Raw genomic sequence first — 16967 nt, 5'->3', positions numbered from 1 at the left:
TCAATGCGTTGAAAGCGGATCGCGCGACTGCGCGAGCACGGCGTTGACTTCCGCGAGCATCGGCATCGACGGCGCGGTGCCGGGGCGCGTCACCGAAATGCCCGCGAGCGCGCAGCCGAAGCGCGTCGCCTCGACGGCATCCGCGCCGCGCGCGAGCGCCGCCGCGAAGCCGCCCGTAAAGCCGTCGCCGGCGCCCGCCGTTTCCACCACGCGCCCGCACTGGAACGCCGGCACGAACACCGACTGTTCAGCCGAATGCAGCAAGGCGCCCGCTTCGCCGAGCGTCACGATCACATTGCGCACGCCCTTTTCGAGCAGCACGTCGGCGGCGCGGCGCGCGTCGTCGACGTTGTTGACCTCGATGCCCGTCAGCGCGGCCGTCTCCGTTTCGTTCGGCGTGATGTAGTCGCACAGCGGAAAGATGTGGTCGTCGAGCGGCAGCGCGGGCGCGGGATTGAACACCGTCGTCACACCGTGCCTGCGCGCGACTTCGAGTCCGCGCCGCGCGGCGGCGATGGGCTGCTCCAGCTGCGTGACGAACACGCGCGCCGATGCGATGTCCTTTTCGATCGCGTCGACGTCGCTCGCATTCATCGTTCCCGCCGCGCCCGATACGACGATGATCGCGTTCTTGCCGGTGATGTCGTCGACGAAGATGTGGGCCGCGCCCGTCGATGCGCCTTCGATCACCGACGCCCGCGCCGTGATGCCTTCCGCGGCCCACGTCGAACGGGCGATCGCGCCGAATGCGTCGTTGCCGATGCGCGTGCAGAAGACGACATCGGCGCCCGCGCGCGCCGCTGCGACGGCCTGATTCGAGCCCTTGCCGCCCGGCCCCATCTTGAACGCGGAACCCGCAATCGTTTCGCCGATCAGCGGCATGCGGTCCGCGCGAAACGTGAGATCGGTCACGTAGATGCCGAGAATGACGACGCGGCCTTCTTTCTGTTGCGTGGCCATCGGCGTTATTCCTTCGGAGCGTCGGGCGCGAGCAGCACGCCCTTCTTGAACACGAAGCAGCCGTAGCCGCGCTGCTCGCCTGTTGCGATCACGCAGTACGCTTTCTTCGCGCGCGCATAGAACGCAAAGCGCTCGATGCCGACGAACGGCACGTCGCGTCCTTCCGCGTTGTTCACTTCGGCTTGCGCTTCTCGCTGCACGGCGGGAATCGTCTCGGGCTCGCCGACCACTTCCATGCGCAGCGCCGGATCGTCGACGAACGTATCGAGCGGCAGCACCGAAAGCACGGCGCGAATCGCGCGCGGCGCATCGACGCCGTCGAGCCGCAGCAGCTTGCCCGTTATGGATTCGCGCGCAACGGAGTCGCCCGGAAAATTAGCGTCGCAGATCACGACTTCATCGCCGTGGCCCATCGCGCGCAGCGCGTGCAGCACATCGGCGTTCAACAGCGGGTCCAGATTCTTCAGCACGTTGTCTCCTCCGTTTTCGGTTGGCGCGCTGTCGCTTTGTCTAGCGATCAGGAAACGATTGGCAAGCGATCAGTCGCCGTACGGTATCCAGATGTTCTTCACTTGTGTTGCCTGCCGCAGGAACGCCGGGCCTTCACTCGATGCGTCGAACCAGTCGAACGCGCGGCCATGATCGACGAACGTGCGCTTCAGGTTGCCGACCGACTCGCGCTCGGCCAGCGCCGCATCTTTCGCGGAGCCGAAGCACCACAGCGCATCGACGTCGTCGTGTTTCGCAAGCGCCGACAGCAGCGGGCCGCGTGCGCCCGTCACGATGTTGAGGACGCCCGCGGGCACGTCCGACGTCTCGACGACCTGATAGAAGTCGGTCACTGTAAGCGGACTCGACGAACTCGGCAAGACGACGACGCGATTGCCCGTCGCGAGCGCGGGCGCCACCAGCGAGATGAACGACAGCAACGGTGCCTCGTCCGGGCATGCGATGCCGATCACGCCAAGCGGCTCGTTCATCGCGAGCGCGACGCCGCGCAACGGCGGCGCATGCACCGCGCCGTCGAACTTGTCGGCCCACGCAGCATACGTGAAGAGGCGCGTCACCGAAGCGTCCACTTCACGGCGCGCGGCCGTTTCGCCAACGCCTGTGCGAACGGCGAGCTGATGCGCGAATTCATGCGCGCGCACCGCAAGGTTTTCGGCGAGATAGTAGAGCACTTGCGCGCGGTTGTGCGCGCTCGCCTGCGCCCACTTCTGCGCGCCGCGCGCCGCCGCGACGGCGTTGCGAATGTCTTTGCGATTACCGTCGCCCACTTCGCCGACGACGGCGCCATCGTGTCCGTAGACGGCCAGCGAATAGCCGCTGTCGGGCCGCGCCTGCTTGCCGCCGATGAAGAGCTTCGCGGTGCGGTCGATCGCGAACACGTCGGCGTCACGTGACCCTTCGTGCGATTGCGACGACACATCGGTCACGCGCTGCACCGGCCGCCGTTCCTCGAGCGCGAGCCACGCCTTCGGCTTCACGTATTCGTAGATGCCTTCGCGGCCGCCTTCGCGTCCGTAGCCCGACTCGCGATAGCCGCCGAAGCCCACCGCCGCGTCGAACAGATTCGTCGCGTTGACCCACACGACGCCGCACGCGAGACGCGGCGCGATATCGAGCGCGCGGCCGATCGTCTCGCTCCAGATGCTCGCAGCGAGCCCGTAGCGTGTGTTGTTCGCGAGCGCGACGGCTTCCTCGGGCGTGCGGAACGTCATCGTCACGAGCACGGGGCCGAAGATTTCTTCCTGCGCGAGCGTCGACGCGGGCGCGACGCCCGTGACCAGCGTCGGCGGATAAAAGCAGCCATCGGCGGGCATGCCGCCGTGATCGGCCTCCGGCGACTGGTAGATCGCGCAACCTTCGCGACGGCCCGCTTCGACCAGCGCTTCGATGCGCTCGAGCTGAACCTTGTCGACGATCGCGCCGATATCGATGCACTTGTCGAGCGACGGCCCGACTCGCAGCGTCGCCATGCGGCGCTTGAGCTTGTCGATGAAGCGCGCCTCGACGCCTTCCTGCACCAGCAGACGCGACCCCGCGCAGCACACCTGCCCCTGGTTGAACCAGATCGCGTCGACGACGCCTTCGACGGCGCCGTCGAGGTCCGCGTCGTCGAACACGATGAATGGCGACTTGCCGCCCAGTTCGAGCGTCAGCGATTTGCCCGAGCCCGCCGTCGCCGCACGGATGAGCCGGCCCACTTCCGTCGAGCCCGTGAACGCGATCTTGTCGACGCCGGGATGATCGACGAGCGCGGCGCCTGTGCTCCCGTCGCCCGTGACGATGTTCAGCACGCCCTTCGGCAAGCCCGCGCGATGCGCGAGCTCGGCGAACAGCAGCGCCGTGAGCGGCGTGTATTCGGCGGGCTTCAGCACGACGCAGTTGCCCGTCGCGATCGCGGGCGCGATCTTCCACGCGAGCATCAGCAGCGGGAAATTCCACGGCACGATCTGGCCGATCACGCCGAGCGGCGCGAAGTCCTTGAACTCGCTGTCCTGCAGTTGCGCCCAGCCCGCGTGATGCAGAAAGTGCCTTGAAACAAGGGGAATATCGATGTCGCGCGTCTCGCGGATCGGCTTGCCGTTGTCGAGCGCTTCGAGCACGGCGAAGAGGCGGCTGTGACGCTGCACCATCCGCGACAGCGCATAAAGATGACGCGCGCGTCCCGCGCCACCGAGCGCGGACCACCCGGGCTGCGCGGCGCGCGCGGCGGCGACGGCGGCGTCGATGTCGACGGCGTCGCCTTGCGCGACGTGCGCGAGCAATTCGCCCGTCGCGGGCTCATGCGTCGCGAAGCGCTCGCTCGCAGCGGGCGCGCGCCATCCGCCGTCGATGAAATGACCGAACGTCGCGTCGTGCTGCGCGAGCCACACGCGCGCGGGCTGATCGTCCTCGAGTGCGGGACCGTACTCCATCGAAGAAAAATACTCGGCTACGCTCATGGGATCGGTCTGCTCAGGCTACAGGGTGACGGTTGAAGGCGGAGTAACGGCCAGTCGCGTGATGCTCCAACTGGCGTTCGATATCGGCGAGCAAGCTCGATGCGCCGATCCGGAACAGTTCGGGTTCGAGCCACGGACGGCCCAGTTCTTCTTTCATCACGATTTGATACGACAGCGCCGTCTTCGCGTTCGACACGCCGCCCGCGGGCTTGAAGCCGATCAGGATGCCCGTGCGCGCGTGGTATTCGCGGATCATGCGCGCCATTACGAGCGACACGTCGAGTGTGGCGTTCACGCCTTCCTTGCCCGTCGACGTCTTGATGAAATCGGCGCCCGCCATCATGCAGACCATCGATGCACGCGCAACGTTCGACAGCGTCTGGATATCGCCCGTCGCGAGAATCGCCTTCAGATGCGCTTCGCCGCACGCGGCGCGAAAGTCGCGCACTTCGTCGTAGAGCGCCTGCCAGTTGCCCGTCAGCACATGCTCGCGCGTGACGACGATATCGATTTCCTGCGCGCCGTCGGCCACCGATGCTTCGATCTCCTTCAGCTTCAGCGGATGCGGAACGAGGCCGGCGGGAAAGCCCGTCGACACGGCGGCCACGGGAATGCCGCTGCCCGCGAGCGCATCGACGGCAGCGGCGACATAGCGGTGATACACGCACACGGCGCCCGTCGTGATGGTGCGCGGCGGCAGGCCGAGCGCCGCGAGAATGTCGTCGCGCACCGGCTGCCTGGCTTTCGCGCACAGACGCCGCACGCGGCCCTCCGTGTCGTCGCCGCTGAGCGTCGTGAGGTCGATGCAGGTGACGGCCTTCAGCAGCCACGCGGCCTGCGCATCCTTCTTCACGGTGCGGCGCGCGCCGAGCGTCGCCGTTCGGCGCTCGACGGCGGACTGATTCACGCGCAGCCCGTCGAGCCACGCAAGATCGAAAGTGACGCCGGGATTGCGCACGGGATGAACGTGGGCTGCGCGCCGCAACGCGACCACCGACGAGGGCATGGAAAGTTCAGGCATGAGACGTCCGCAGGTTTGTGCAATGCACAGCAACGGCTGATGGTTTATTCGCAGCCATCGTACATCGCTTGATAGGATTCTAACAAGCGCCGTTATGATCGTTTCCATGCATGATGAAGCTGGTGAAATGTCGCGCAATGCGGCGAAAGCGCCGTCTGGCGGCGCTTTCGCTGCCGTCGACGGAAGAGGTTGGTGTTTTCACCAGGGCGAGCGACGCGCCCGAATAGTGAGAAATCCGCGCGTCGCGCGGGCGGCGTAACAGACGAGATAACAACGCGGATTACAGCGAAGGCAACTGACGAGGCCGCACTCGCGCCACGATGCATTCGATCCCGGCAATCATGGCGACGCCGCGCGTCGTTGCATTCATCCGGGCCGCGCGTCGCGACGAAACGCGACGACGAAATACGCCCGGACGGAAATCGTCAGTCGATGCAACTCTTGCCCTTTGGCATCCCGATCGCTTTCGATCTGGCAGCCAGCAACGGCGCAACCAAATGAGGCCGTCCGTTGCGCTTTTCAAGCGCCCGATTTTTGCAGAAATCGCGCTTGAAATTGTGCGGAGGCTTCCTATTTATCGATCACCAGGCAGACGCCGCGTCGACGTGACGGGCACTGCGCGTATCCACTTCGTTCGTCGCGGCACGACAGGCATTCAGCCGGGAATGTCTTGCCGCTCAGAGGAGAGAGCGACCATGAGTGACTACTACTTCGGAACCGACCTGTTCGCCGAACTCGACCGCTTGCAGCGGCACATGTCGAGCCGCTTCGGCGCGTTTCCGTCCAGCATCCGTTCGAGCCGTGCGGGTGCGTTTCCGAGCCTCAATATCGGCGTGACCGACGATGCTATCGAAATCGTTGCGTTCGCACCCGGCATCGATCCGTCGAAGCTCGAACTGTCGATCGACAAGGGCCTGCTGACGATCGCAGGCGAGCGCCCGTCGGCGCGCGCCGCGTCGGACGAAGGCGCCCGCGCGTATGCGCAGGAGCGCTTCAACGGCACGTTCCGCCGCGTCGTCGAGTTGCCGCAGCACGCGGACCCGGACAACGTACAGGCGCGCTATGTCGATGGCTGTCTGCTGATTACGGTCGGCAAGCGCGAAGCGTCGAAGCCGCGCGCGATCACGGTTCAATAAACGAGGTGAAATCATGAGCGACAACACTCAAGTGACCCAGCGCGATGACAGCGCAGCGACCCGCAACGGCGCACGCGAGCAGGAGCGCCGAATCACACTTACGCCCCCCGTCGATATCGTCGAGGACAGCAAGGCGGTAACGCTATGGGCCGATCTGCCCGGCGTGTCGAAGGACAAGCTCGACGTGCGCGTACATGATGGCAGTCTGACGATCGAAGGCGAATCGGCGGTGCCCGCGCCCGCGAACGTGCGGCTCTCGCATGCGGAAGTGCGCGCGCCGTTCTTCGCGCGGCGCTTCGCGATCAGCGACGACTTCGACACGTCGAAGATCGAAGCGAATCTGAAGGACGGCGTGCTGAAGCTCGTCATTCCGCGGCGTGAGCAGGCGCAGCCCCGGCGCATCGACGTGAAGCTCGGCTAACGCGTTTAGCTGAATGAATCGATAAACGAAAATGAAAAACGGAGCACTCGCGAGGTGCTCCGTTTTTTCATGTGTGCGATGCGCGATGACGCTTCATTCAAGCCCGCGCTTCTAAGAAGCCGCGGAAAAAGCGGCTGTACTCGAACAGGCGCGGGATGCGTTCGCCGATCGCGCGGCGGACGCAGCTCTTATGTTCAAAGTGAAAACCGATCATGCAAACGCGATGCAGGCGCTTCAAACGCGCATCACTTCTCTCGATGCTCAGTCTGGTGCTTCTGGCGGGCCGCGAACTTCAAAGCCGTCTGCGGAAACGGTAGCGCCGTGTCTGTCGGCAGTTCAGATAACGGCCCAGTCAGCAATGATGCGTGGATTGCCGGAGCCATCGCACTTCCGGAAGACACTCAACGCCGTCTGAAGCCGACGAACTGACCGAAGAATTTCGCACCGTGCAGCAATGGTGAGATGCGGTTTTGAAGAAGGGCGTCATGTCGCCGCCCTCCTCCGCCGCAGAGTAACCGCGATCGGCCTCCATCAAGAGCCGCCAATCTTCTGAGAAACAACATACACGTCAACGCCGCTCATCGAGCATTCAGACGATGAAGATTCGTTCGAAGTGACGACTTCGATTTCGCGGCCCGCTTTCTCGTGAAACGTGATGTCGTAGACTTGCCGGTACAGGTCTCTGCCGATCTTCTCTGACGCAAGGCGCACAGCCCTCGTCTTCGATTCGTCGATCTTCGTCGGGTCCGTAATATTCGCGTTCTTAAGGTGGACAATGGCCATGTTTATCGGCCAACTGGCGCACTGCGGGGGCGCGGCAAGACACAATGCTGGAACAATCAGCACAACGCCAGCGAGCAAATGCTTCATGGTACAACCTGTAGCGTCCGATCTCCGCTCGCCCACACTTGATGACGAACGCTGTGATTCTGAACAATGCAGCCTTCAGATGCTTGGCCGGGCTGGCGCGTACTATCGCCGTGCATCATGAAACCACTGCGACCGAACGTGTTTGTGCCGTGTTGCGGAGTAAGTCGCATCGTGTAACCACCCGCATGGTTATGATGAAACGGCGCGCCGATAGTGTACGTGCCTTGCGGAATCGGGCCAATGCCGCCCGTGCGCTGCATGTTCGCGTTGTTGCGTCCCGCGCCGTGGCCGGAATAGCCGGTTCCCGCCGTCACGCCGTTGCGAGTCAACCGTCCTGTGCTCTGACTATAAGTCCAAGGCATTGCTTTCCCTCCTGGTTATCTCGAACCATCAACGAATAGTGCGCGCGCTGCGCGCCTCCCCGGCGTACCATGCGCCGCGCGCGGATCGAGTGCCTATCAGATTGATCCGAAACTGATGTTGGGGAAGGCGTGCCCCCTTAGCAGGCTATTGAAATATCCTTTCGTCGCGGCGCGCCATCCCATTGGGAAAAACCGTTGCGATGAATCGTTACGTCCGATTTGATGCCGAAGTTCGTTAATTCCGGTGCATCAAATGTCGTTTTTTCGCGTGCCTGCATCTTCATACCGCCCGGAAGGCAGGCGTTCGCATACGCGTCTGGTTGCTGGCCGCCAGGGTGAGAGGGAAGAGTTAGTCGACTCGCTCCCGCCCTCGATACATTGCCTGCCGAATCCTGCCGACGGTCTTGCTCCAGCGGAAGGCCCTGCTACATTTGCGCTTGCGCTGACTGACGGCGTAGCCTGGCCAGCGCGCGGTACGCCCGTCGATGGCCGAACCATCCGCGCGGCTATCGTTTTGCGCCACATGCGGAGTAACGCCATGTGCGCGGCACGTCGCCACGAAGCCGGCCGCGTCGTAGTTTTCTCCGGCGCAACGCCTGGGCGACCGCCCTTCGTGTCGCACTCGTACATATGCGAGAAGAGCGCATCCATACGAGTAAGTGCATCGTTCAACCTCAGCCGAATCGGTCGCAACGGGTGATGAGCTGGAACGAAGTCATCCAGCCTCGACATCGTGAACATCGACTCGGTATAGCCGCCCTCCGCTCCGCGCATCGCTTTAGTCTCTGTGTTGTGCGATTCTTTGTCTCAACGCTTACCACGCCCAGATGACCGGTGCGAAAGGTATTTCAACAGTCTTCTAACGCCGCTTGCAGATCGCGCACGACGTCGCTCCAGTCGTTGCGCTTCGACTGACGGAAGAGGCGCATGTGCGGATACCACGGACTGTCGTCGCGATTCAGTTGCCAGCGCCAGTCGGGCGTGAACGGCAACGCGAGCCATACGGGCTTGCCGAGCGCGCCGGCGAGATGCGCGACGGCCGTATCGACGGAAATCACGAGATCGAGTTGCGTGACGAGCGCGGCCGTGTCGGCGAACGTCGTCAGGCGATCGGACACGTCGCGCAGCACGCCGCGCTGCACGAGCGCATCGATGCCCGCGCGATCCACATCGCGCACGTCCTTCACCAGCGAGACGAACTGCGCGTTCGCATCGAACAGCGGCGACAGTTGCGCGAGCGGAATCGAACGGTTGCGGTCATTCAGATGCGTGCGGCTGCCCGACCACACGATACCGACGCGCAGTCGGGTGCCGCCTTGCCTGAACACGTCGTCCCATTGCTCGACCCATTGCTGGTCCGCGTGAACGTACGGACTCTCGCCGACGAAATGGGCCTCGCGAATCTTCAGCGCAAACGCGAGACTCAGCATCGGAATGTGATAGTCGAACGCGGGCAGCGGCGCGGTTTCGCCGATCACGTCCGCTGCGCCCGGATAGCCGTGCAACAGCGGCAGCAACGCATCCTGAACGCGCACGATGACGCGCGCCCCTTTCGCGCTCAAGCGGTCGACGAAGCGGATGAACTGCAGCGTATCGCCGTATCCCTGCTCGCAATGCACGAGCACGGTCTTGTGTTCGAGCGGCTGCTTGCCCGTCCACAGCGTCGCGCCGGGCAGGCCGTGGCTCATCGTGCCGTCGAGCCAGCGCCATTCGTACTCGCGCCAGCCGTGCTCGAACTCTCCGAGCAGCAGATTGGTCTGCGCGCGATTGGTGCGCGCGCCCGCATCGTTGGCGTCGATCGACACGGCCTTCTTGAACTGCTGCAACGCTTCATCGAAGCGATGCAGGTCGCGCAGCGCGACACCGAGGTTCACATGCGCGCGCACGAAGTTCGGCTTCAGCGCGATCGCCTGACGATACGCGGCGAGTTCTTCTTCATGGCGCTCCATCTGGCCGAGCAGCGTGCCGCGGTTGTAGTGCGCCTCGGCAGATCGCGGATAGCGTTGCGTGAGCCGCGCGAGATATTGCAGCGCGCGTTCGTGATCGCCCGTTTGCACGAGCGACATCGCAGCGCCATGCAGCGCTTCGGCGTGATCGGGATAAGCGGCGAGAACGCGATCGGACAGCGCGACGGCATCCGCGTGACGCCCGGCCATCTGGCAGAGATGCGCGGCGAAATGCAGTTGCTGCGCGTTCGTCGACGCGGGCTGCGCGGCGCGCATCGCGTAGTCTGCGGCGCGCGCGTAATCGCCCTGTTTCGCGGCGACGTAGCCGAGCGCTTCGAGCGCCTCGTTGTGGTCGGGCTCGATCGACAGAATGTCGTGCAGCAGCGCAGCGGCGCCATCGAACTGGCCGGCCGTGAACTTCTGCTGCGCGTCTGCGAGCCGTTGGGCGATATCGTGATTCATGATGCAGCGCTTGCGCGCAGCGCATTGCTGCGCGAGGAGACGGAGGAGTCGATTGTACGTGACACCCTACGCCGTCTGCACGCTGCCGCGCCAGCACCATCTGATCCAGCCGACGAGCGCGAGCAGCATGAGCCCCGCGCCGCCGAGCACGGGCTCGCGCCATGCGACGACCGCGATGAACGTGAACGCCCGGGTGCCCGCGAGCAGCGCGAATCCGGCGACGACGCCCGATGCCGTATCGATTGCGTCCTGCACGCGTTCATACGCAGCGGGGTTCGACGTGACGGCAGGCTCATGCATGATTTTTCTCCTGTATGACGGGCGAACGGTAATGACTCAGGCAACGCCAGGCGCTTCGTCGAGAAAGCCCGTCACGGCTTGCAGCCGCCCGGCCGCATCGACCACGCCGAAGTCCGAGCCCTTGACGATCGAAGCACCCGACGGCGTCAGCAGTTCCCACGAGAAACGCAGACGGTTCGCGAAGCCGTCGACCTGCGTCGTCCGGCGAAACGTGTGATGAGGAAAGCGCTCGTGGACGGCGCGAATCATCGCGTCGATGCCTTCATGTCCGTCGCCCGTCAGCAAGGGATCGGCGTAAGCGGCGTCCTTCGCCCACGTCGCGGCGATCAGCTCGCGGCGGCGGCCGGCGTCGGTTTCGTTCCAGGCGTCGAAGTAACGGTCGATCAGTGCGGTATGCGCGTTCATCAGAAACTCCTTCAGTCGGTGGAGGGTCGAGGCGTGCGCCGCTTGCATCAGGTTGGCGGCGGCCTCGGACTGAAGATTCGTCGATGAACGTACGCGAGTCGATTACCCGGAAGGTAATGAGCGGTCGGCACCAGCGTCGTTGAGGGACGCGGGTGCGATGGAAAAGATGTGAAGCGTTGCGGACGGCGCGCTAGCCCTTCGCGCCGGAAAGGCCGTCAGCGAGCCGCCTGCCCTCGTCATACCCGGCTTCGCGAGCCTCTTCTTCGCTGCGGAACGTCGCGACGAGTTCCTGAAAGCGCTGGCTTTGTCCTTCGAGATGCGCATCCGCGCCATGCCGGCAAACGTACCCGACGTAGTGCCACAAGGTTTCCGGCACGGGCGGCCCATAGGCCGTGACGGGGAGGACCCAGACTTCACGTCCGTTGTGCTCGATCTTGTCCCACATGTTCGCCTCCGCAGCGGTAGCAAGGGTTCAGTATGACTGCCTTTGCGCGCGCCAGCGGTAGAGGACACGCCATCTTGCGCCGTGGACCGGACTCGCATGCCGCTCATGCGCGGTTGCACATTACCTCAGAAGTAATGGAATCGCGGCGCGCTTTGGCTATCATCGTCGGCATGGACACGATCACCGCCCCCTTCCGCGCGCCGTCGGGCGCTCCCCCGATGAGCCGCACCGTCGGCGACATGCTGCGCGAATGGCGTCAGCGCCGCCGGATGAGCCAGTTGCTGCTCGCCTCCGAAGCCGACATTTCGACGCGCCATCTGAGCTTCGTCGAATCCGGCCGCGCGCTGCCGAGCCGCGAAATGGTCATGCATCTCGCCGAGCGGCTCGACGTGCCGCTGCGTTCGCGCAATGCGCTGCTCGTCGCGGCCGGTTACGCGCCGCTCTATCGCGAGCGTCAGTTGAGCGATCCGCAACTGGGCGCCGCGCGCGAAGCCGTCGATCTCGTGCTCAAGGGTCACGAGCCCTTCCCGGCCGCGGCCGTCGACCGGCACTGGACGATCGTCGCCGCGAACAACGCGCTCGCGCCGTTGTTGACGAGCGCGAAACCCGCGCTGCTCGAAGCGCCCGTCAACGCGCTGCGCCTTTCGATGCATCCGGACGGCATCGCGTCGCAGATCGCCAACTGGCATGCATGGCGCGCGCATCTGCTGTCGCGGCTGCAGCGGCAGATCGACGTGAGCGCCGACTCGACGCTCGCCGCGCTCTACGACGAACTCGCCGCCTACCCGACGCCGCCGAACGCCGAGCCCGCCGACGAGAGTCACGCCTGCACGCTCGAGCAGATCGCCGTGCCGCTGCGCCTGCGCACGGAACTCGGCGTGCTGTCGTTTTTCAGCACGACGACCGTGTTCGGCACGCCCGTCGACGTGACGCTGTCGGAACTCGCGATCGAGGCGTTCTTCCCCGCCGATCCGCAAACGGGCGAAGCGCTGCGCAAGCTCGCGCAAGCGCGCGCGTCGTCCGTCACTGCGACTCCCTGAGGGCCGCGCATGGCTTCGGAGGTCACGATCCGCCAACTGGGCCCCGCCGATCGCGACGCATTTTTCGCGCTGCGTCTGCGCGGGCTGAAAGCGCATCCCGCCGCGTTCGGGCAAAGCTACGACGAAGCCGTCGAGCGCGGCCCATCGCAGCACGACGCTATGCTCGCCGGCACGCATGCGGCGCCCGGCAACTTCCTGCTGGGCGCGTTTTCGTCGACGGATGGCGCGCTTGTCGGCACCGTCGGACTGATGCGCGAGACGCGGCAGAAGGAACTGCACAAGGGCTTCGTGATCGGCATGTACGTCACGGACGAGGCGGCGGGACAGGGCATCGGACGCGCGCTGTTGACGGAGCTGCTCGCGCGCGCCGCGCAGATCGACGGGCTGCGGCAGATCGCGCTGCTCGTCACGAGCGCGAACGCGTCCGCCCGCGCGCTGTACGCATCGCTCGGCTTTCGCACGTATGGACGCGAACCGGATTCGCTGTGCGTCGACGGCGCGTATCACGACGCCGATCTGATGGTGCGGTACATCGACGCGCCAACGCCGCCGACAGGCGATTGACGCTGGCGAACGGCGCAGGCGAATAACAGAGCAAGACCCGGAGTGTTCGCCTACGCCTCGGTGCGTAGACTGGGCGGCATGGATATGGCAAAAGCTTATGGCAAATGCCGTCAAGGAGCCGCTCATGCAGGAAGCCTCATTCGACACCCAAGCCGCGCTGTTCGACCTCGACACGTCGCCGGGCGGCGACGCGCGCAAGCCCGCACACAAGGACACGCGCAACGACGCGCCCAGCCCGGCCCCCGCGATCGCCACGGCGCAGTCGATCGCGCCGCGAGTCGAGGCAATTGACTGGACACGCGCCGCAGCCGGGCTCGACGCGCACGGCTGCGCGATGCTGCAAGGCTTGCTGCGCGCCGACGAGTGCGACGCGCTCAGCGCGCTCTACATGCGCGACGACCTGTACCGCAGCCGCGTCGTGATGGCGCGGCACGGCTTCGGGCGCGGCGAATACAGGTACTACGGCTATCCGTTGCCCGATGTCGTCGGCGCGTTGCGCACGGCGATCTATCCGCGTCTTGCGCCCATCGCGAACGGATGGAACCAGACGCTGGGCATCGACGTGCGCTATCCGCCGACGCACGCCGCCTTCCTGCGACGCTGCCACGAAGCGGGCCAGTTGCGCCCGACGCCGCTGATCCTCCAGTACGCGGCAGGCGACTTCAACTGCCTGCATCAGGACCTGTACGGCGAGCACGTCTTTCCGATCCAGCTCGCGATCCTGCTGTCCGAGCCCGGCAAGGACTTCACGGGCGGCGAGTTCGTGCTGACGGAGCAGCGTCCGCGGATGCAGTCGCGCGTCGAAGTCGTGCCGCTGCGCAAGGGCGATGCCGTGCTGTTCGCGGTGCATCACCGGCCCGTGCAGGGCACGCGCGGCGCGTATCGCGTGAACATGCGGCATGGCGTGAGCCGGCTGCACGCGGGCCATCGGCACACGCTCGGCATCATCTTTCACGACGCAACTTGAGTGCGCCGGCGTGCGTTCGCGCCGCTGCGGGCGCTCGCGTGCCTGTATGAGAGCCGTTGTCGGGGTGCGAGGCGCGCTCAGCATCATCTGGCATAACGTGATATGTTTTTCCACTGGCCTTCGGTTGCGCTTCGGTCACAAGCACGCCGACGAGGTCGCATTACCATCAACGCGGGTCGCGGCGCCATGCCCGCCCGACACGGCGCTCACGCACTGCACCGCACTATACGACTCACACGCTCGTCCAACGTTTCTCATGTCCGATCTCGCTACACCGCTTCCGCGCCGCTTCGACATCAATCCGAAGCCGCTCGCCTTCTCCCTCGTCCTGATCGCGCTCGGCGCGGTCTATCTCGCGCATACTGTCAGCGGCCGGCAGGCTGCCCTCTATGTGGTCGGCGCGCTGCTCGGCGTGTCGCTGTATCACGCGGCGTTCGGCTTCACGTCGGCGTGGCGCGTGTTCATCGCCGACGGTCGCGGCGCAGGCCTGCGCGCGCAGATGCTGATGCTCGCCATCGGCGTGCTGCTGTTCTTCCCGGCGCTGTCGGCGGGGTCGCTGTTCGGCCATCCCGTCACGGGCCTGGTGTCGCCCGCGGGCACATCCGTCGTGGTCGGCGCGTTCATGTTCGGCATCGGCATGCAGCTCGGCGGCGGGTGCGCGTCGGGCACGCTGTACACGGTCGGCGGCGGCAGCACGCGGATGCTCGTGACGCTCGCCGCGTTCGTCGTCGGCTCCGTCGTCGCGACCGCGCATATGCCTTTCTGGACTGCGCTGCCGTCGCTGAAGCCCACATCCCTCGTGACGACGCTCGGCGCGGGCTGGGCCATCGCGATCAACCTGGCGATCTTCGCGGCGATCGCCGCGCTGACCGTCGCGATCGAGCGGCGCCGCCATGGACGCCTCGTCGACGAGCCGCTGCGCACCGCGAGCGCATCGCCGTGGCTGCACGGGCCGTGGCCGTTGTTCGCGGGCGCGATCGCGCTCGCGCTGCTCAACTTCGCGACGCTCGCGCTGTCGGGCCGTCCGTGGGGCGTGACGTCGGCATTCGCGCTGTGGGGCGCGAAGCTCTTTTCCGTGGCGGGCATCGATGTCGCCAACTGGCCTTACTGGAACGCCCATGCAAACGCAGCAGCGCTCGCGGCGCCCGTCACCCGCGATGTGACGAGCGTGATGGATGCGGGGATCATTCTCGGCGCAATGGCCGCGGCGGCTCTGGCGGGCCGCTACGCGCCCGTCTGGCGGCTGCCCGCACGTTCGCTCGTCGCGGCCGTCGCCGGCGGCCTGTTGCTCGGCTACGGGGCCCGGCTGGCCTATGGTTGTAACATCGGCGCTTACTTCAGCGGCATCGTGTCAGGCAGCTTGCATGGCTGGCTGTGGCTCGCCGCCGCGTTTGCGGGCAACGTGGTCGGCACGCGCCTGCGCCCCCTTTTCGGACTCGAAGTCGAACGCGTCCGTCCGACCGGCTGCTGACCTCACGCAAATTCTCGCCAGATTCTGTAACAGCGTCGTCCGGATCAGTTACAAACTCCCGGGGATTTGTAACTGCCCTCTGCTCTTTTTTGTTACATCTCGGGTTATCCCGAATCGCTATCCGGCAACGTATTTTTTACCTGCCGGTTGCGTAATTTCTTTCTCTCCGCTTTCTCGAATTCATATCGGTCCCGCATAATCGCGGATAACGGGCGGCGCGCGCGCAAATCGGAATAAATTGCTTCAGACCTTGCTGGACAAGGGTTTCCGGTCGGTCCCCGGCAGACGTTTTCGCGCTATCAGCCGATTATGACGACGACATGAAAGAGTTACCGGAATTACCGTTGTTTTGTCGTATCTTTTTTTTGAGACAGGGATTGATTTTTGTAAAACCTGTTCATACAATTCCGCCCAAGCTGTTACGAGATGTAACGGCTTGTATCAAAGATTGGCTGCTGTATCTGCACTCAACTTGACGCCGGAGATCTTCAGTGTCCGGCGGGGCACAAGACCAAAACGGCATAAAAGCCGGCATAAGTAATTCGGGGCTTCGGAAACAGAGAAAATGGACCGTAGCAGCGAGACGCTGGATTCTATCCGCGAGATCAATTTGTCTTACATCATGCTCGCGCAACGCATGTTGCGCGAGGACAAGGCAGTCGGGATGTTCCGTCTTGGCTTGTCGTCGGAGCTGGCCGATATTCTTGCCGGGCTGTCGCTCGCGCAGATCGTCAAGCTGGCCAGTTCCGATCAGCTTTTGTGCTTCTTCCGCTTCAACGACCACACGATGCTGTCGGCGTTGACGCACACGTCCCGCAACGCAGAAGTGGCATCGACGCATGCCGCGATCCTGCTGGCGGGGCAGCCCGCAGAGCAGTTCGCTTAACCCGCAGAGGACTGTGATGCTGAAAAAGAGCCTCACCGAAGACGCGCAGGAAGTATTCCGCGCGATCGCGCTCATCGAACTGGGCGCGCGCATGCAGGTGCTCGAAAGCGAGCTGACGCTATCGCGCGACCGGATGATCCGCCTGTATCGCGAGGTCAAGGGTGTATCGCCGCCGAAGGGCATGCTGCCGTTCTCGGCCGACTGGTACATGACGTGGCTCGCGAATATTCATGCTTCGCTCTTCTACAACACGTACCTGTTCCTGAAGAACGAAGCGCGCTGCTCGCATCTGGACGCGCTGACCAAGGGTTATCGTCTGTATCTGGAACACTGCCGTCATAGCGAGACGGAGCCCGTCCTCGACCTGACGCGCGCATGGACGCTCGTGCGTTTCTTCGACGCCGACATGCTGCAACTCACGCGCTGCTGCCGTTGCACCGGCAAGTTCGTCGCGCACAAGCACGACCTGCAACACAACGTCGTATGCGGCGCGTGCCAGCCGCCGTCGCGCGCGGGCAAGACGAAGAAGGCCGCTGCGGCGAAGCGCGAGGCGCTGCGCGAAGCCGCGCCCGCGCCGCAGATCGTCGAGATCGCTCCGTCCGAAGAACAGGTCGTAGAGGAAGCCGCATTGGCGGCCTAGCGACACGCGTTACACAGTCCATCCGAAGCTACGCATCACGTTGAAGCCGGTCTCTCGAGACCGGCTTTTTTATGCCTTCGGCTTTTGCGTCCCCCCGCTATCGCGTCGTCGGCTTTCGTGTCG

At 64.6% G+C, this 16967-nt stretch carries 18 protein-coding genes and 2 pseudogenes; 8 read left to right on the top strand and 12 right to left on the bottom strand.

Annotated elements, in window-relative coordinates; translation table 11 throughout:
• From rbsK to deoC, 4 genes are all read right to left on the bottom strand, one after another.
• Positions 1-960 (bottom strand): ribokinase, encoded by a 960-nt coding sequence (gene rbsK / locus AABE10_RS20455; protein WP_342935072.1) that lies wholly within the window; start codon positions 958-960, stop codon positions 1-3.
• Between the two features lie 5 nt (positions 961-965).
• Positions 966-1430, bottom strand: coding sequence for an RbsD/FucU family protein (locus AABE10_RS20450; RefSeq protein WP_342935071.1), 465 nt, complete (start codon positions 1428-1430; stop codon positions 966-968).
• Positions 1431-1499: 69 nt separating this feature from the next.
• On the bottom strand, positions 1500-3908 hold the full coding sequence (locus tag AABE10_RS20445; RefSeq protein ID WP_342935070.1) for an aldehyde dehydrogenase family protein: 2409 nt from the start codon (positions 3906-3908) through the stop codon (positions 1500-1502).
• Between the two features lie 13 nt (positions 3909-3921).
• The gene (gene deoC / locus AABE10_RS20440) at positions 3922-4929 is read right to left on the bottom strand and encodes a deoxyribose-phosphate aldolase (RefSeq protein ID WP_342935069.1); all 1008 of its coding nucleotides are present in this window, start codon (positions 4927-4929) and stop codon (positions 3922-3924) included.
• 695 nt (positions 4930-5624) lie between these two features.
• Between deoC and AABE10_RS20435 the strand changes: the two genes are divergently transcribed.
• Both AABE10_RS20435 and AABE10_RS20430 read left to right on the top strand, forming a co-directional pair.
• Entirely contained in the window at positions 5625-6065 is a 441-nt protein-coding gene (locus tag AABE10_RS20435) for an Hsp20/alpha crystallin family protein (RefSeq protein ID WP_342935068.1), read from the top strand.
• A 13-nt stretch (positions 6066-6078) separates the two neighbouring features.
• Positions 6079-6486, top strand: coding sequence for an Hsp20/alpha crystallin family protein (locus AABE10_RS20430; RefSeq protein ID WP_342935067.1), 408 nt, complete (start codon positions 6079-6081; stop codon positions 6484-6486).
• Positions 6487-7017: 531 nt separating this feature from the next.
• Here the strand turns inward: AABE10_RS20430 and AABE10_RS20425 are convergent.
• From AABE10_RS20425 to AABE10_RS20395, 8 genes and pseudogenes are all read right to left on the bottom strand, one after another.
• The gene (locus AABE10_RS20425; protein WP_342935066.1) at positions 7018-7356 is read right to left on the bottom strand and encodes a hypothetical protein; all 339 of its coding nucleotides are present in this window, start codon (positions 7354-7356) and stop codon (positions 7018-7020) included.
• Positions 7353-7718 (bottom strand): tlde1 domain-containing protein, encoded by a 366-nt coding sequence (locus AABE10_RS20420; protein ID WP_342935065.1) that lies wholly within the window; start codon positions 7716-7718, stop codon positions 7353-7355. Before AABE10_RS20420 ends, AABE10_RS20425 begins: the two co-directional genes overlap by 4 nt.
• A 280-nt stretch (positions 7719-7998) precedes the next feature.
• Positions 7999-8307, bottom strand: a pseudogene (locus AABE10_RS36465) (IS5/IS1182 family transposase); the annotation flags it as partial.
• Positions 8298-8492, bottom strand: a pseudogene (locus AABE10_RS36460) (IS5/IS1182 family transposase); the annotation flags it as partial. The pseudogenes AABE10_RS36460 and AABE10_RS36465, both read right to left, overlap by 10 nt.
• Positions 8493-8566: 74 nt before the next feature.
• Positions 8567-10126 (bottom strand): tetratricopeptide repeat protein, encoded by a 1560-nt coding sequence (locus AABE10_RS20410; RefSeq protein WP_342935064.1) that lies wholly within the window; start codon positions 10124-10126, stop codon positions 8567-8569.
• A gap of 66 nt (positions 10127-10192) precedes the next feature.
• Positions 10193-10426 (bottom strand): hypothetical protein, encoded by a 234-nt coding sequence (locus tag AABE10_RS20405; RefSeq protein ID WP_342935063.1) that lies wholly within the window; start codon positions 10424-10426, stop codon positions 10193-10195.
• A 36-nt stretch (positions 10427-10462) separates the two neighbouring features.
• A complete protein-coding gene (locus AABE10_RS20400; protein ID WP_342935062.1) occupies positions 10463-10831 on the bottom strand; it encodes a nuclear transport factor 2 family protein in 369 nt (122 codons plus the stop codon).
• 190 nt (positions 10832-11021) lie between these two features.
• The gene (locus AABE10_RS20395; protein ID WP_342935061.1) at positions 11022-11276 is read right to left on the bottom strand and encodes a hypothetical protein; all 255 of its coding nucleotides are present in this window, start codon (positions 11274-11276) and stop codon (positions 11022-11024) included.
• A 134-nt stretch (positions 11277-11410) separates the two neighbouring features.
• Between AABE10_RS20395 and AABE10_RS20390 the strand changes: the two genes are divergently transcribed.
• The 6 genes from AABE10_RS20390 to flhC all read left to right on the top strand — a co-directional run bounded on the left by AABE10_RS20390 (position 11411) and on the right by flhC (position 16844).
• Positions 11411-12316 carry a helix-turn-helix transcriptional regulator gene (locus AABE10_RS20390; RefSeq protein ID WP_342935060.1) on the top strand — a complete coding sequence of 302 codons (906 nt, stop codon included), beginning with the start codon at positions 11411-11413 and terminating at the stop codon, positions 12314-12316.
• A gap of 9 nt (positions 12317-12325) precedes the next feature.
• On the top strand, positions 12326-12880 hold the full coding sequence (locus tag AABE10_RS20385; RefSeq protein ID WP_342935059.1) for a GNAT family N-acetyltransferase: 555 nt from the start codon (positions 12326-12328) through the stop codon (positions 12878-12880).
• A gap of 124 nt (positions 12881-13004) precedes the next feature.
• Complete coding sequence (locus tag AABE10_RS20380; protein ID WP_342935058.1) at positions 13005-13847, top strand: 2OG-Fe(II) oxygenase; 843 nt, start codon at positions 13005-13007, stop codon at positions 13845-13847.
• A gap of 256 nt (positions 13848-14103) precedes the next feature.
• Positions 14104-15318: a YeeE/YedE family protein gene (locus AABE10_RS20375; protein ID WP_342935057.1), complete on the top strand. Its 1215-nt coding sequence runs from the start codon at positions 14104-14106 to the stop codon at positions 15316-15318.
• Positions 15319-15883: 565 nt separating this feature from the next.
• Positions 15884-16204: a flagellar transcriptional regulator FlhD gene (gene flhD, locus AABE10_RS20370; RefSeq protein ID WP_152755859.1), complete on the top strand. Its 321-nt coding sequence runs from the start codon at positions 15884-15886 to the stop codon at positions 16202-16204.
• 16 nt (positions 16205-16220) lie between these two features.
• Entirely contained in the window at positions 16221-16844 is a 624-nt protein-coding gene (gene flhC, locus AABE10_RS20365) for a flagellar transcriptional regulator FlhC (protein ID WP_342935056.1), read from the top strand.
• Positions 16845-16967: the final 123 nt, after the last annotated feature.

This window comes from Paraburkholderia diazotrophica (genome assembly GCF_038900755.1).
In the GTDB taxonomy this organism is placed as follows: domain Bacteria; phylum Pseudomonadota; class Gammaproteobacteria; order Burkholderiales; family Burkholderiaceae; genus Paraburkholderia; species Paraburkholderia diazotrophica_A.
Note: the sequence above shows the minus strand (reverse complement) of the source record. Positions and strands in the feature narration are given on the sequence as shown.

What these genes read in the sequence shown, in the direction of transcription:
- rbsK (WP_342935072.1), bottom strand. Translation starts at nt 960, where the DNA reads ATGGCCACGCAACAGAAAGAAGGCCGCGTCGTCATTCTCGGCATCTAC.
- AABE10_RS20445 (WP_342935070.1), bottom strand. Translation starts at nt 3,908, where the DNA reads ATGAGCGTAGCCGAGTATTTTTCTTCGATGGAGTACGGTCCCGCACTC.
- deoC (WP_342935069.1), bottom strand. Translation starts at nt 4,929, where the DNA reads ATGCCTGAACTTTCCATGCCCTCGTCGGTGGTCGCGTTGCGGCGCGCA.
- AABE10_RS20435 (WP_342935068.1), top strand. Translation starts at nt 5,625, where the DNA reads ATGAGTGACTACTACTTCGGAACCGACCTGTTCGCCGAACTCGACCGC.
- AABE10_RS20430 (WP_342935067.1), top strand. Translation starts at nt 6,079, where the DNA reads ATGAGCGACAACACTCAAGTGACCCAGCGCGATGACAGCGCAGCGACC.
- AABE10_RS20425 (WP_342935066.1), bottom strand. Translation starts at nt 7,356, where the DNA reads ATGAAGCATTTGCTCGCTGGCGTTGTGCTGATTGTTCCAGCATTGTGT.
- AABE10_RS20420 (WP_342935065.1), bottom strand. Translation starts at nt 7,718, where the DNA reads ATGCCTTGGACTTATAGTCAGAGCACAGGACGGTTGACTCGCAACGGC.
- AABE10_RS20410 (WP_342935064.1), bottom strand. Translation starts at nt 10,126, where the DNA reads ATGAATCACGATATCGCCCAACGGCTCGCAGACGCGCAGCAGAAGTTC.
- AABE10_RS20405 (WP_342935063.1), bottom strand. Translation starts at nt 10,426, where the DNA reads ATGCATGAGCCTGCCGTCACGTCGAACCCCGCTGCGTATGAACGCGTG.
- AABE10_RS20400 (WP_342935062.1), bottom strand. Translation starts at nt 10,831, where the DNA reads ATGAACGCGCATACCGCACTGATCGACCGTTACTTCGACGCCTGGAAC.
- AABE10_RS20395 (WP_342935061.1), bottom strand. Translation starts at nt 11,276, where the DNA reads ATGTGGGACAAGATCGAGCACAACGGACGTGAAGTCTGGGTCCTCCCC.
- AABE10_RS20390 (WP_342935060.1), top strand. Translation starts at nt 11,411, where the DNA reads ATGGAATCGCGGCGCGCTTTGGCTATCATCGTCGGCATGGACACGATC.
- AABE10_RS20385 (WP_342935059.1), top strand. Translation starts at nt 12,326, where the DNA reads ATGGCTTCGGAGGTCACGATCCGCCAACTGGGCCCCGCCGATCGCGAC.
- AABE10_RS20380 (WP_342935058.1), top strand. Translation starts at nt 13,005, where the DNA reads ATGCAGGAAGCCTCATTCGACACCCAAGCCGCGCTGTTCGACCTCGAC.
- AABE10_RS20375 (WP_342935057.1), top strand. Translation starts at nt 14,104, where the DNA reads ATGTCCGATCTCGCTACACCGCTTCCGCGCCGCTTCGACATCAATCCG.
- flhD (WP_152755859.1), top strand. Translation starts at nt 15,884, where the DNA reads ATGGACCGTAGCAGCGAGACGCTGGATTCTATCCGCGAGATCAATTTG.
- flhC (WP_342935056.1), top strand. Translation starts at nt 16,221, where the DNA reads ATGCTGAAAAAGAGCCTCACCGAAGACGCGCAGGAAGTATTCCGCGCG.